The sequence below is a fragment of the Psychrobacter sp. KH172YL61 genome (assembly GCF_007182895.1).
Classification (GTDB): Bacteria; Pseudomonadota; Gammaproteobacteria; order Pseudomonadales; family Moraxellaceae; genus Psychrobacter; species Psychrobacter pacificensis.
Genome location: NZ_AP019516.1, coordinates 1,562,508 through 1,576,004 on the forward strand (window position 1 = coordinate 1,562,508; position 13,497 = coordinate 1,576,004).

The 13,497-nt window shown below is 39.9% G+C and carries 13 protein-coding genes, 3 pseudogenes and 1 other annotated feature; of the genes and pseudogenes, 13 read left to right on the forward strand and 3 right to left on the reverse strand.

What is annotated here, in order from left to right:
- Positions 1 to 8: 8 nt before the first annotated feature.
- Positions 9 to 1,083: pseudogene (locus tag PKHYL_RS08325) on the reverse strand (IS3 family transposase).
- Between the two features lie 107 nt (positions 1,084 to 1,190).
- Here PKHYL_RS08325 and PKHYL_RS08330 point away from each other — a divergent pair.
- From PKHYL_RS08330 to PKHYL_RS08345, 4 genes are all read left to right on the forward strand, one after another.
- A complete protein-coding gene (locus PKHYL_RS08330) occupies positions 1,191 to 1,331 on the forward strand; it encodes a hypothetical protein (protein WP_240366452.1) in 141 nt (46 codons plus the stop codon).
- 133 nt (positions 1,332 to 1,464) lie between these two features.
- Entirely contained in the window at positions 1,465 to 1,785 is a 321-nt protein-coding gene (locus tag PKHYL_RS08335) for a hypothetical protein (protein WP_240366453.1), read from the forward strand.
- Between the two features lie 64 nt (positions 1,786 to 1,849).
- Positions 1,850 to 3,121, forward strand: coding sequence for a sensor histidine kinase (locus tag PKHYL_RS08340; protein ID WP_240366454.1), 1,272 nt, complete (start codon positions 1,850 to 1,852; stop codon positions 3,119 to 3,121).
- 205 nt (positions 3,122 to 3,326) lie between these two features.
- Positions 3,327 to 3,779: a transposase gene (locus PKHYL_RS08345; RefSeq protein ID WP_093071340.1), complete on the forward strand. Its 453-nt coding sequence runs from the start codon at positions 3,327 to 3,329 to the stop codon at positions 3,777 to 3,779.
- Here PKHYL_RS08345 and PKHYL_RS08350 read toward each other — a convergent pair.
- Positions 3,743 to 4,962, reverse strand: a protein-coding gene (locus PKHYL_RS08350; protein ID WP_093071339.1) for an IS3 family transposase whose coding sequence is annotated in 2 segments (ribosomal slippage) — positions 3,743 to 4,680 and positions 4,680 to 4,962 — 1,221 coding nt in all. Because the reading frame shifts where the segments join, the coding sequence is not laid out codon by codon here. The two genes, PKHYL_RS08345 and PKHYL_RS08350, sit on opposite strands and share 37 nt — an antisense overlap.
- Positions 4,571 to 4,687 (reverse strand) — a sequence feature (AL1L pseudoknot). Its footprint overlaps the gene before it by 117 nt.
- A 130-nt stretch (positions 4,963 to 5,092) precedes the next feature.
- Between PKHYL_RS08350 and PKHYL_RS08355 the strand changes: the two genes are divergently transcribed.
- The 7 genes from PKHYL_RS08355 to PKHYL_RS18765 all read left to right on the forward strand — a co-directional run bounded on the left by PKHYL_RS08355 (position 5,093) and on the right by PKHYL_RS18765 (position 10,092).
- A complete protein-coding gene (locus PKHYL_RS08355) occupies positions 5,093 to 5,356 on the forward strand; it encodes a patatin-like phospholipase family protein (protein WP_240366455.1) in 264 nt (87 codons plus the stop codon).
- A gap of 133 nt (positions 5,357 to 5,489) precedes the next feature.
- Positions 5,490 to 6,654 (forward strand): IS3 family transposase gene (locus PKHYL_RS08360; protein WP_240366456.1). Its coding sequence is split into 2 segments (ribosomal slippage): positions 5,490 to 5,752 and positions 5,751 to 6,654, totalling 1,167 coding nucleotides; the frame shifts between segments, so codons are not numbered across the junction.
- A gap of 82 nt (positions 6,655 to 6,736) precedes the next feature.
- Positions 6,737 to 7,378, forward strand: coding sequence for a CBASS cGAMP-activated phospholipase (locus PKHYL_RS08365; protein WP_269778317.1), 642 nt, complete (start codon positions 6,737 to 6,739; stop codon positions 7,376 to 7,378).
- Positions 7,371 to 7,655, forward strand: a complete 285-nt coding sequence (locus PKHYL_RS08370) for a cyclic GMP-AMP synthase DncV-like nucleotidyltransferase (protein WP_240366458.1) — start codon at positions 7,371 to 7,373, stop codon at positions 7,653 to 7,655. Before PKHYL_RS08365 ends, PKHYL_RS08370 begins: the two co-directional genes overlap by 8 nt.
- Positions 7,646 to 8,716 (forward strand): CBASS cGAMP synthase, encoded by a 1,071-nt coding sequence (locus tag PKHYL_RS08375; RefSeq protein ID WP_240366459.1) that lies wholly within the window; start codon positions 7,646 to 7,648, stop codon positions 8,714 to 8,716. The genes PKHYL_RS08370 and PKHYL_RS08375 overlap by 10 nt, the downstream gene beginning before the upstream one ends.
- 221 nt (positions 8,717 to 8,937) lie before the next feature.
- A complete protein-coding gene (locus tag PKHYL_RS08380; protein ID WP_240366460.1) occupies positions 8,938 to 9,750 on the forward strand; it encodes a hypothetical protein in 813 nt (270 codons plus the stop codon).
- Positions 9,751 to 9,843: 93 nt separating this feature from the next.
- Positions 9,844 to 10,092: a ThiF family adenylyltransferase gene (locus tag PKHYL_RS18765; RefSeq protein ID WP_442966151.1), complete on the forward strand. Its 249-nt coding sequence runs from the start codon at positions 9,844 to 9,846 to the stop codon at positions 10,090 to 10,092.
- Positions 10,093 to 10,548: 456 nt separating this feature from the next.
- Here the strand turns inward: PKHYL_RS18765 and PKHYL_RS08385 are convergent.
- Positions 10,549 to 11,623 (reverse strand): annotated as a pseudogene (locus tag PKHYL_RS08385) (IS3 family transposase).
- A 40-nt stretch (positions 11,624 to 11,663) separates the two neighbouring features.
- Between PKHYL_RS08385 and PKHYL_RS08390 the strand changes: the two are divergent.
- Both PKHYL_RS08390 and PKHYL_RS08395 read left to right on the forward strand, forming a co-directional pair.
- Positions 11,664 to 12,071, forward strand: coding sequence for a Mov34/MPN/PAD-1 family protein (locus tag PKHYL_RS08390; protein ID WP_240366461.1), 408 nt, complete (start codon positions 11,664 to 11,666; stop codon positions 12,069 to 12,071).
- Positions 12,072 to 12,301: 230 nt separating this feature from the next.
- A pseudogene (locus tag PKHYL_RS08395) lies at positions 12,302 to 12,943 on the forward strand (IS5 family transposase); the annotation flags it as partial.
- Positions 12,944 to 13,497: the final 554 nt, after the last annotated feature.

A 13,497-nucleotide genomic window follows, 5' to 3' on the forward strand; every position in this document is an offset into this window, starting at 1 on the left:
TAGAATTATTAAGCCACCTGCCTGTACTCAGCAGGTGTCATATCATTAAGTGAATCATGGGGTCTTTCGTTGTTATAAACCTTGATCCAGTCTTCAGTCAGCATATTGACCTCGTTTAAATTGTTGAAAAGGTAGCAATCTAAAACCTCATTGCGATAACTGCGATTAAACCGTTCAATATAAGCGTTCTGATAAGGACAGCCAGGCTCGATATAATCAATATAGATGCCATGAGCTGATGCCCAATCAGTGAATACCCTGGATGTAAACTCACTGCCGTTATCCACACGAATTTGCTTAGGATAACCATGCCACTCAGCCAGCTGATCAAGGTAGCGAATCACTCGGAGTGAGGGAATACTGGTACCAATATCAATGCCTAATACCCTCACGGTTATAATCATCAATCACATTAAAGGTTCGAAAGCGAATATTGTTGTGTAGTCTGTCGCTCATGAAGTCCATTGACCATGTATGCCCCAATGCATTTGGCACACTTAGCGGCTGAGGGTTACGTGTTGGTAAGCGTTTTTAGACTTGCGGCGTAGGTTTAAGTTTAACGCTGTATAAACTCGATGTACGCGCTTATGATTCCATGAATAGCCAAGCTTACGTATACGTTTAAAGCACTTTGGAAAGCCCCAGCGATTGTGCTTGTCAGTAAGCTCATTTAAGACATCAACAATCTCACTATCATCAAATAGCTTAGGCTTATAGTAGTAAGCGGTTCGACTCATGCAGACCACCTGACAACTCACTGCAATGCTGACATCATACTGCGCCTGTAATTCTTGCGCCCAGACTTTGCGCTCGGGTACAGGCGCTATAGCTTTTTATGATCTCTTCCTGCATTTGCGCTTTGAGGCTTAAATCAGCATACATCTGTTTGAGCCTACGGTTTTCTTCTTCAAGCTCTTTTAATCGCTTAACATCAGAAGCTTCCATACCACCGTACTTGGAGCGCCATTTATAGAAAGTCGAGCTAGCAATCCCGTATTTACGGCACAGCTCTTTAGCAGGTATTCCAGCTTCTGCTTCTTTTAAAATGGATACTATTTGGGTCTCAGTCATTCGTTTGCTCATATCAAAACTCCTTATGGGTATTTTATAAGAAATTCTACGTTTGAGCTGTGTTATTTTAGGGGATAGTTACACTTATTCGCCGTGCCCAAGGCAAGGCTGATAATCAAGTGACGGTTGGCAATTTAAGTTTAGATACCGCGCACAAACGGGTCATGATGGATGGTAGCCCTATCGATTTAACCGCAAAGGAGTACATGCTTCTCACTACCTTTATGCTATCGCCTGAAAAAGTCATGTCCAAAAAATGAGCTTGAGGATTCGTTATATGGCTGGGGCGGCGAAGTTGAAAGTAACGCCATTGAGTTTTTGATTCATAGTTTACGCAAAAGGTCGGACAAGATAGAATCAAAAATGTTCGTGGCCTTGGATGGTATATCAGCAATGCCTAAATTTCGTAAGCCCTTTAACTCATTACAGTTCCAACTTATCTTTTGGTCTGTTGTGTCATTATTACTACTGGCAATAGTGGCTGGTGGTTATGGATTTTGGTACAGCTATAACGAGATAAATGACTTTCAGGATGATAACTTAAAAAATACTGCTGCCTTATTAGAGCAGTCGCTTAATATTAGTGGTTTAAATAATAATGCTGCTTATTCATACAGTGACGAGCATGCCCGCAGCAACATTCACTTTGATACCGATGACGATGATGGTGCGATCACCGTTGATATAGTCATACTCTCCGCCCTCACTCAATAACGGGGTAGAAGATTATCAGAACGTTCAAAGCGATGATGAGCATGATTACTCAGAACCTATACCGTTGGCATTAGTAAATAGCGTTCCACAAGGGATAAGCGATCAAAACATTGACGGTCATTCTTGGCGAACCTATAGAAATGATGTCAAGATTGAGTCTTTAGATACTGATGAAGAAGTGGCTCTAATTTTGCGCCAACAGACAGATTTACAGGATGATTTAGCCAAAGCTAGTGCCTTACAGTCTTTTTTACCCCTTATTATCGGTATAGCATTATTACTGCTTTTACTGCCTTTTATCATGTGGCGCATGATGAAACCTGTGCGTCAATTGCATCATGAGATAAGCGCACGTAATGAGAATGACCTAAGTCCTTTATCGATTGGTAGACTGCCCTCTGAATTGCTGCCACTAGCCGAATCGTTAAATAGATTATTGGCTATAGTCAAAATTAGTATTGAACGTCAGCAACGCTTTATCGCTGATGCTGCCCATGAACTGCGCTCGCCGCTGACTGCCATCTCACTACAATTACAACGATTACAGCGTATTAGTAATGATAACGTTATGTCGGAAGGCCTCGATAAACTGGCTATTCGCTTGAGGCGTAATCAAAGTTTGGTTGAGCAATTATTAACGCTCGCTCGTGCTGGTAATATCAATACCGAGCTTGGTACCGAGACAACAGCAACCAATGTTAAATCTATTATCGAACAAGTCATAGGGTTACTCATTCCTATTGCTGATAATAAGAACATCGAACTAACTGTCGACTTACAGTCAAGTAGCAAAGTAAAGATAGATGAGACATCATTATTAATGCTCATAAAAAACCTGATTCAAAACGCTATTATTTATACGCTAGATAATGGTCAAGTCATGGTTAAACTCTATCAACTTGAGCAAAACTCAGGCAGTTTGGATAAATCGGCTTTAAATGCTCAATATAATTTTGGCTCACATGTGATTCAATCTGGGAAATTAAATGATATATCCAAGACGCTAGATAACAAATTAGTATTACAGATCATAGATTCAGGCGCAGGCATTGACCCTAGTGATTATGAGAAAGCTTTTGAACCCTTTATACGGCTTAATCAAGTGATTAGTGCAGCTGATCAATTTAGCGACAGTAAACTTAACAATAGTATAAGCGCTTCAAGATCAGATAGCGCAAGTAAGCAATCACAGGAAATAGAAGGTACAGGACTTGGGCTCTCTATTGTTAAATCAATCTGTGAGCAGGCAGGTATCGATGTCTTTATGAAGGACTCTAATTCTGAGATTTTAAACTTACATGATAATCGAGGACTTTGTATAACTTTGATCTTTTAAACTCATACATAGAAATTTTAATAGATCTAAATAGTTGCATCTTCACACTTTCTTAACATCTCTATTGATAATTTAGTGACATCTACAACGTAACATTAAATTTGTTTACTAATAGAGTGAATCTAACGTAAGCATCCGACCATCCCATCTTTTCCTCACTTAAAATGCGAGATAGTGTCCACGATTAATAATCGTGGACACTAACATGACAACACAACCACCTAACAAACCCAAACGTAGAACTTACAGTGCTGAGTTTAAAGAACTTTTAGTACAAGAAGCTGAAGGTTCAGGGCGATCAATTGCCAGTATCGCTCGAGACCATGGCATCAACCAGAACCTTCTCCATAACTGGAAACGTCAGCATCACCGCAACAAGACTGAAACTGGCATATTACCTGCTGCCATAAACAGTCCTGCTGATCCAAACTCCTGCTTTATCCCAATCCGCCTTGAACCTCAAGCAACTCATCTGTCCTCACCCTCCGTCATACAAAACATCAAGCTGCAAATCAGAGCCCCAGGACCTGGGTCCATAAGCCTTACTATTGCCCAAATAGACACCCAAAGTTTGATTGACCTTGAACCGCCCCGACTTTATCGGAGGCTGATTTACTTTAGTCAGGCAGCAATGCCTGACAGGATTAAATTATCATAATACCGCTTTTCAAACTCAAAGGGCGACACATATCCAATCGTGCTATGCAGTCGTGTTTTGTTAAACCAATCGACCCATTCAAGGGTTGCCAGTTCAACATCGTTCACACTAGACCAGCTCTCTTTCAAATAATGAATCACCTCAGACTTGTACAGCCCATTGACCGTTTCAGCCAGTGCGTTGTCATAAGAATCACCCGTAGTGCCAACAGAGGCAATCACACCGCAGTCAGCCATCTTATCTGTGTAGCGAATGGATAAATACTGAACCCCTCGATCACTGTGATGAATCACATCTTTGGGATTATTCCTATCTGCTACCACTTGATTGAGCGCGGCCATCACCATATCGGTGTTCATGCGATTGGATACTTTCCAGCCCACAATGGCACGAGCGAACACATCAATAATAAAAGCAGTATAAACCCAGCCACTCAGTGTCTTGATATAGGTAAAATCTGCAACCCAAAGCTGATTAGGACGATGGGCATTAAAGTTACGATTGACCAAGTCGTCAGCACGCTTTTGGTCGTCACGGCTGTTGGTGGTAATCTTACCCTTACCGCGCCAGATGCCTTGCATACCATACTGCTTCATTAAACGCTCGACGGTGCAACGAGCAACCTTTACGCCATCAGCCTTCATCTGCTGCCAGACTTTACGAACACCGTAACGGCATTTACTGTCTTGCCAAATACGTTTAATCTCTCTGAGATAATAGTCATCATGCTGACTGCGTAATGAGCGCTTCTCAGGGCGGTCCTCTAAGTCTTTAGCACGGTAGTAGGTTGATGGGGCAATCGGTAGTACTCTACAAATCAGCTCGACCCCATAACTACCTCTATAGTCATCAATAAACTGAACCATTATCTGGGTGGACGGCCCTTCTCCGCCTGGGCTTCAAGACCAGCAGCCTTACGTATAATCTCATTGGCTTGCTTGAGCTCTTTGTTCTCTCGTTCAAGCTCTTTGATACGCTCTTTGTCACTTTGAGCTTGTACTGAGGCAGGAATAGTTTGATCTATGTGCTTTTTATGCCATGACCGCAGGGTTTCAGGCGTACAGCCAATCTTAGGTGCAATTGCTTGAATAGCTGACCAGGTGGAAGGATAGTCGCTTAATGCTTCAATCAGCATGCGAACGGCGCGGTCTTTAATCTCGGGGGTGTAGTGTCGTGTTTTCATCGTTGTATTCTCTCAGAATGTTGAGTCTCCGACAATACCGGGGCGGTTCATTATGTAGCGAAATATTGTTGGTAATACCTTGAAAATTTAAAAGATAAACCAATATATATAAATTATAAGGAGATTACGTATGGTCCATGATGATTCATTTCGAATACTAACTTTAACTGGTGGAGGTTTTCGAGGTTTGTACACCGCTAAAGTTCTAGAAGAGCTGGAAAACGAGTATGGTTATCCTATAGGTAGATTTTTTAACTTAATCGCCGGTACTTCTATAGGTGGAATCCTAGCTCTTGCAGTTGCTGCTGAAATACCCATGTCAGATGTGGTTAAGCTTTTGAACAACATGGTGATAAGATTTTTAAGAAAAGAAAGGCTAATCTATTTTCGATAAAACGTTCTACTTATAGCATTGATGTGTTGAAAGAGCAGCTAGAGATAATGTTTAAGGAAGACAAGCTATGAGCTATGCTGAAGAAACCGTAGAGGTAAACTTGGTAAACTAAGCGTATTAATCGGAGTTTACCATGACCAAGAAAGTAAGAACCTACAGTGACGAATTTAAAGCAGAAGCCGTTAAGAAGATAGCAGACAATAACGGTAATGTTTCAGCCACAGCCAAGCAACTTGGCATAGCGATGCAAACGTTATCGAACTGGCAGAACAAAGCCAATCAAGGCAAGCTTATTGGCACAGAACAATATGATCCTGATCTTATGAGTGCTCTTCAAGAAATAAAGCAGCTCAAGCGGCAGCTTAAAGTAGCCGAAGAGGAGCGCGAAATTCTAAAAAGGCGACGGCGTACTTCGCGAGAAACAGTTAGTCAGGTACGCCTTTATCAAAGACAACCAGTTCCTCTTTCGCATCATCACTATGTGCCGTGTGTTAAGGGTTAAGCCATCAAGCTATTACGACTGGCTAAGTCGTGATCTCAGCGACCAACAGATACATCGCAACCAATCTGAATTACTGGTTAAAGCGGCTCACAATGAAACGAAAGAACGTTATGGCGCAGATCGACTGCATGCTCATCTAAGCGAGCAAGGCCATAACATTAGCCTGTATATGATAAGAAGCATCAAAGAGCAACACGGCATTAAATGTCGTAGTCATAAGCGCTTTAAAGTCACCACCGACTCCAATCACAACAAGCTGGTCTATCCAAACGTACTGGATCAGAAGTTTGATGCTAAGCGCCCTAACGAGTCGTGGGTCAGCGACATCACCTATATCTGGACGAATGAGGGTTGGCTGTACTTAGCAGGGGTCAAAGACTTATACACCAAAGAGCTGGTCGGTTACGCTATTAACAAGCGTATGACCGCAGATTTAGTTTGCAAAGCACTAAATATGGCCATCAAGAATAAACGTCCAAACAAAGGGCTAATCGTTCACTCTGACAGAGGCAGCCAGTATTGCAGTCACGCCTACCACAAGACCATTAAGCAGCATCAATTTATAGGCTCAATGAGCGGCAAAGGCAACTGTTTCGATAACGCTCCGATAGAAAGCTTCTGGGGCGTATTAAAGAATGAATTAGTATATCATCAAGACTATAAAACAAGGTTCACAGCCATCAATGATATTATCAGTTATATCGAGCTGTACTACAATCAGACGAGGATTCAAAAGGGTTTGGGCTATCAATCGCCAAGACAGGTGTGGTTTGATTATTATCGTCAGGCTGCGTAATTAAAATCTCCCAAGTTTATGTGTACGGATTTGACGGCAGGGGTCACTAGGCAGTCTTAAACATAACGTTATTATACCAGCCATCAACTTTTCTGTAGGTAAGCCAGTAGTATTTAAAACTCCCCATCATCATACATTCAAGCGTGATAAGCATCATTTAATTGTTGATGTGGCATTGGCTACTTCAGCTGCTCCCATATACTTTCCTAAGTACGTATTCGACAATACTCAATATGTAGACGGTGGACTGTTTGCCAATAATTCAAGCATGTTAGCAATTCACGAAGCGCAGTATTTCCTAAATGCTAAGCAAGAGAATATTCTACTTCTTAATGTTGGCACCCTATCTTCACGTATTTCAGCAAACCCCAAAACAAACAAATTAGGTGGAATGTTAGACTGGGCACATGGTAAAAATTTGAGCAATGCACCGAAAAATATTATCGAACTCACCTTGTCCACACAACAGCAAATGATGACATTTATTACCCAGCATCTGCTAAAAGAAAGGTACTTAAGTATTGACGAAAATTTAACAAACGAAGCTGCCAACTATGTATCACTAGATAGAGCGGATGCTGCTGCTAAAGAAGTACTGTTATCAACAGCTATGCAAAATTCAAAAGAAGCTCTTGGTAAAGAACTTATAAAAACAATTTTCTTGAAACCAGTCGAACTTCACAACACAGCCATACAACCAAATACTGAGGATTCAAATGAGTGATAACCTTAAAACAAACAACTTACATAGTGTTTTCAAAAACGATACTGATGGTTTTTTCAAGAAGCTTTTACCTAAAGGCGAGCAGTTCCAAGTGTTCAAAGACTGCAAAGATCAGATTAAGGCTGTTATAGAAATACAAGTTGAAAAAGTATATGGTGTCAGACCAAAATTTAGACTCCAAGGTTCCTGGGCGTATGGTGTATGTAATGCCCCAGCACTCCCTGAGCAAGAAATGGATTTTGATTACGGTTGTTATCTACCAGAGTCATGTTTTTAGAAGGTCAAAGCGCTGAAGTGGCTAATAAGCTCTTTGAAACTGTAGAAGAATGTCTGGATATACTATGTAATGATAATGGTTGGGAATTGGATAAAGAACATAAAAATTGCATTCGAATTAGAGGCTTTATGCCTCAAGGTCAACCCAAAGCACATTTTGATATTCCGTTGTATGCTCTACCAAACGAGATGTTTGATGATTTAACAGATGCTAGCGTTAAGCAAGACTCTTCAACAGTTAGTAAAGAAGAGGCTTCTTACGATAGTATCCAAGAAAGCAGAAGCTTTGATTTTTCAGAGGATGTAGATCCTAATAACTTATCATTATTCTTTAATGAAAGTACATTTAGTGGTACAACTTTATCTGCCAACTTATCTTACTCTCCCTCTTATGATTCTATGATCACTGAAGATTCTAGTAAGGCTAATGCAAAGAATATTAAGAAGCGTTCAAAAATAAAAAACGTAAGTCTAATACAACGAGATGAAGATGAATGGCTCGTTTCAGACTGTGAAAAGGTACGTGAATGGTTTTTAGCAGAATGTGAAAAATATCCCAATACTGGACAACAACTTCGTGCAGTCATTAGGTATTTAAAGTCATGGCGTGATTATAATCAATATCAAAAGGCTCCTAGCTCTGTTTCATTGATGATAATTGCTACTGAACACTATCAGCATTTGCAGCAAAGAGATGATAGAGCGCTTTTTGAAATACTTTTGAATTTAGAACATGCACTTAAAAACGATATAAAATGCAAGTATATTGAAGGACATTCTACAGAAGACTTTAATAGAGCAAATAATGAACAACGAGAAGAGAATGCTGAGCTGGCATCAGAGCTTTGTAGTGGCTTTGATAGAGTTCTTCATAAATCCCAAAATGAGAATACCTGCCTCAACATATTAGAAAGCTTGTTTGGTGAGAGAATACCATCTAACAGACCTGATTTAGTAACGATTAATGTCGATACCAAGGCTTCAGTCGCAACCGTTGTTGACAATGCACCTGTACAGGTTGCTGCTGAGTCTGCATCAATAAAGCCTCAAATCGGTGGGTAGAGCATTGCAAAAACAGATGTCTTTGTACGATATAATCTCTGGTATAAATGACAATTTTTGTAATTGGAGATACACAAAAGGTAGGCGACCATCATCGGCTAATAGTCGTGATAAATCAATGTATGATGGTTGGTTTACTTCTTTTGAAACTAAGGATAATACAAACTTTCAAATACTGATTCAGGTAGAAGATTGGGACTTCGTTAGTTTGCCAAACGTGTATGTTAAAGCTCCTCTTCCTGATTATATTCAAAACCTTTTACCCCTTGCTCATTTTTCTCATTGATAAACGCGAGTATAAAGGCGATTGGTATTATTCAGTTTGCTATAGTTTACATGATGCTTATGAGCTTAAAATTTCAGACCCTTTAGGAGTTTTAGGCTGGGTTCTAGATAAAACTAAAATTATTATAGAAGCGCTTATTAAGAACAAGCGTCATAGGTCTGATGAGTTTCTAAGAGAGTTGACCCCGATATGGCAAAGTATAGCAAGTTACCATTCTAGTAATTTAATTAAATCTAACGATGCAGCTGTACAGTCGATCCACGATCTTTTGTTGCCTGTAATTTATGACTTGAAGCAAGGGTGGCATCTTGTTCCTTGGATAGTTAAAGACGGGCATATAGAAGCAAATACGTTAATTATTCATATTCCTAGTAAACAACTTGCTAAAATACCTTCTATGCCTTCTGTATTTATTGATGTGAAAAGTAGCAAAGGTATACCACTCAAGTATTTCTTACTATGGCTCAAACAGTGGAGTCATGTAGCCTTTAGACTGATAGTCAGTGAAATTGCATCCAATATTGAGCGACATAGAGAGACAACATTATATTTTCCAGTGTGTCTTGTCGTCGATAAACAATTACTGTCATTGTGCATAGAGCTAGAAAATCTAAAAGAGTTAGTATCTGGTAGCGCTAGTAAGCACTTAAAATTAGCAAACCATTCCAAGCTACTCTCTAATTCTAAAGTAGTTTTTAGCAGTGCTGTAAACCTTACTCCCAATTTTTTTATTTACGAGGAACCTTGACAATTTGGAACAACCAAACTTAATAGGTAAGAATATTGCCCTACTAGGGATGCGGGAGCGATTGGTGGTTATTTAGGATTATCTTTAGCACGCCTGGGCGCTGGTGCGAGTGGTGGAAAACTCACGTTGATAGACAGCGACATCTTCCAAGAGGAGAATATTGGTAGACATGCACTTGGTAAAGCGTATCTTCATAGAATGAAAGCTAGCGCGTTAAAGCAAGAAATAGCTCAGCAGATACCTGACCTAAATATCGAGGTACATAATATCAACGCTTGTAATAGGAGTATTTTAAAAATATTTCAAACTATGATCTTATTATCGATGCTACTGCCAAAATAGAAGCATCTGAAACAATCAATAAGTTTTTCTTTGATTCAGACGGCAAGACACCCCCATTGATTCATAGTTGGATTAGAGGCAATGGAGAGTGTGTTCAAGCTTTGTATAATGATAAAGATACAAATTATGCCTGTCGGTCCTGTATAAATAAAAGTGGTAATTCGATACGTGAAGAATATGACGCCCTAAAAGGTATGACTGCTGCAAGGTCTTTCATGGCATGTGCCGATTTTACACCTTTGCTGTATCAGCAAGTATGTCAGCTGCTGCTTTAACAATTGATATGATTTTGGACTGGCTACAAGGAGATGTTAGTCCAAGATATCGAACTCGTTATACTGAGAAATGGATGGGGAGAAAATAGAAAGTAAAGATTACGCTCCTTCTCTTGAATGCCATATATGTAAAATTAACTTGTAAATACCCCATTCTTAACACAACATCATCGTAGAATTATTAAGCCACCTGCCTGTACTCAGCAGGTGTCATATCATTAAGTGAATCATGGGGTCTTTCGTTGTTATAAACCTTGATCCAGTCTTCAGTCAGCATATTGACCTCGTTTAAATTGTTGAAAAGGTAGCAATCTAAAACCCTCATTGCGATAACTGCGATTAAACCGTTCAATATAAGCGTTCTGATAAGGACAGCCAGGCTCGATATAATCAATATAGATGCCATGAGCTGATGCCCAATCAGTGAATACCCTGGATGTAAACTCACCGCCGTTATCCACACGAATTTGCTTAGGATAACCATGCCACTCAGCCAGCTGATCAAGGTAGCGAATCACTCGGAGTGAGGGAATACTGGTACCAATATCAATGCCTAATACCCTCACGGTTATAATCATCAATCACATTAAAGGTTCGAAAGCGAATATTGTTGTGTAGTCTGTCGCTCATGAAGTCCATTGACCATGTATGCCCCAATGCATTTGGCACACTTAGCGGCTGAGGGTTACGTGTTGGTAAGCGTTTTTAGACTTGCGGCGTAGGTTTAAGTTTAACGCTGTATAAACTCGATGTACGCGCTTATGATTCCATGAATAGCCAAGCTTACGTATACGTTTAAAGCACTTTGGAAAGCCCCAGCGATTGTGCTTGTCAGTAAGCTCATTTAAGACATCAACAATCTCACTATCATCAAATAGCTTAGGCTTATAGTAGTAAGCGGTTCGACTCATGCAGACCACCTGACAACTCACTGCAATGCTGACATCATACTGCGCCTGTAATTCTTGCGCCCAGACTTTGCGCTCGGGTACAGGCGCTATAGCTTTTATGATCTCTTCCTGCATTTGCGCTTTGAGGCTTAAATCAGCATACATCTGTTTGAGCCTACGGTTTTCTTCTTCAAGCTCTTTTAATCGCTTAACATCAGAAGCTTCCATACCACCGTACTTGGAGCGCCATTTATAGAAAGTCGAGCTAGCAATCCCGTATTTACGGCACAGCTCTTTAGCAGGTATTCCAGCTTCTGCTTCTTTTAAAATGGATACTATTTGGGTCTCAGTCATTCGTTTGCTCATATCAAAACTCCTTATGGGTATTTTATAAGAAATTCTACGTTTGAGCTGTGTTATTTTAGGGGATAGTTACAAACTGATTTGGTTCCATATGTTTAATAATTCTTGGGAATTTTCTAGTACTTCTCCCGTAAATGCTGTTTTGATGCAGCCTTCGGTACTTGAAAAAATAGATCAATGGAGACAAAAGGGTTTTCTGAGTCAGGCGGAAGCTTGTGGTATCTTACTTGGTGAGCGAAAAGGTTTTAAGGGAAAAGAACAATATCTGAATATCACAGATATAACGTTACCTTATAACACTGATATTAGAAAACCAACAGCGTACATAAGGAATACTGAAGGTCATCAAGCTTATCTAGATGAGTTACATAAACAAAGTAAAGGTAGAATACAGTATTTAGGCGAGTGGCATAGTCACCCTCAAAACGTAGCAACTCCCCTCTTCGATTGACTATAGAGAATGGCATAAAACCTGCTTAAATTTTCCCAATCTACCTTTAGTGTTCTATATAGCAGGAGTAACAGAAGACTGGATGGGTATCCAAGCTGATCAATCAATATATCTGCCTAAAACTTTGTAGTAATAATTTCTGATGTTGTTACCATCACTAAGACCTATTTGCTATTTTTAATTTATTAGGGTGTGTTGACATATATAGAATAATTGATAATCATAGTGTTATGACTAGATTAACACTAAGTGATGCCCAGTGGGCAAAGATAGCACCGTATTGTGCAGGTAAAGAGACCGATGTTGGTAGAACAGCGGTAAATAATCGACTATTTATCGAAGCTGTTCTATGGATTGTCCGAACAGGTAGTCCGTGGCGAGACTTACCCCCTGAATTTGGTAACTGGAACAGTGTTTATAAGCGCTACCGTCGATGGGTAAAAAGCGATAGATTCAGCAAGCTATTTAATGCTCTGAATGACTCAGATTTAGAGTATGCCATGATTGATGGCACTATTGTTAAGGTACATCGTCATGGACAAGGCGCAAAAGGGGGCTTGTCATCAGGCAATTGGCAAATCAAGAGGCGGTATGACCACTAAAATCATGGCAATGGTTGATGCATTAGGCAACCTTGTTGATTTTACTTTATTGAAAGGACAACAGCATGACATGGCTGGCGTTAAACCTTTAATTAAAGACAAAGAGTTTGGTGCATTGCTTGCTGATAGAGCCTTTGACACGGATTGGCTACTGCTAGACTTAGAAGAGCGTGGTAGCAAAGCGGTCATACCCCTAAACGCTCTCGTTTAAAGCAACGAGATTTCGATAAAGAAATGTACAAGTGGCGTCACTTAATCGAGAACTTCTTCTGACGGTAATTGTCAACACACCCTAGTTTGCATCAATATTTATTTTACTCTCTTATACTTCATAAATTTATTTCTATTATTTGTAATTAACTCTGTATCATTGTTTTGGAGTATTTATAGTGAATCGCACAGGGATAGTCGCTCGCTGCTTCAATTAGCATGTGAACGGTGCGTTCTTTAATCTCAGGAGTGTAGGTTTGTCTTTTAATTGTCGTAATCTCTCAGAAGTTGAGTCTCCGACAATCCCGGTGAGGTTCATTCTACCTTAAATAATAATATCAGAGCTCTTATCACGCGCACCTACGAAAGTTTATCAAAGCTATTGAACTGGCAAAATATCACTCTATCTTTTGGGTGATCATCGAAAAATTCTTGATAAGTAGACTCAAGTCTTCGAATACTTATCTACTTTCATATACACTCTATAATAAATGAGAATTGTGGTACACAGTCTAAGTCAGATATTAAGGTTCATGAACCATTTATTTTCCTCCTCACTATAGAGCATTGTTTTTACTAGCTAATCATCTCTGTTAACTCGTGAACCTGACTTT

What these genes read in the sequence shown, in the direction of transcription:
- PKHYL_RS08335 (WP_240366453.1), top strand. Translation starts at nt 1,465, where the DNA reads ATGCCTAAATTTCGTAAGCCCTTTAACTCATTACAGTTCCAACTTATC.
- PKHYL_RS08345 (WP_093071340.1), top strand. Translation starts at nt 3,327, where the DNA reads ATGACAACACAACCACCTAACAAACCCAAACGTAGAACTTACAGTGCT.
- PKHYL_RS08355 (WP_240366455.1), top strand. Translation starts at nt 5,093, where the DNA reads ATGGTCCATGATGATTCATTTCGAATACTAACTTTAACTGGTGGAGGT.
- PKHYL_RS08370 (WP_240366458.1), top strand. Translation starts at nt 7,371, where the DNA reads ATGAGTGATAACCTTAAAACAAACAACTTACATAGTGTTTTCAAAAAC.
- PKHYL_RS08375 (WP_240366459.1), top strand. Translation starts at nt 7,646, where the DNA reads ATGTTTTTAGAAGGTCAAAGCGCTGAAGTGGCTAATAAGCTCTTTGAA.
- PKHYL_RS08380 (WP_240366460.1), top strand. Translation starts at nt 8,938, where the DNA reads ATGTTAAAGCTCCTCTTCCTGATTATATTCAAAACCTTTTACCCCTTG.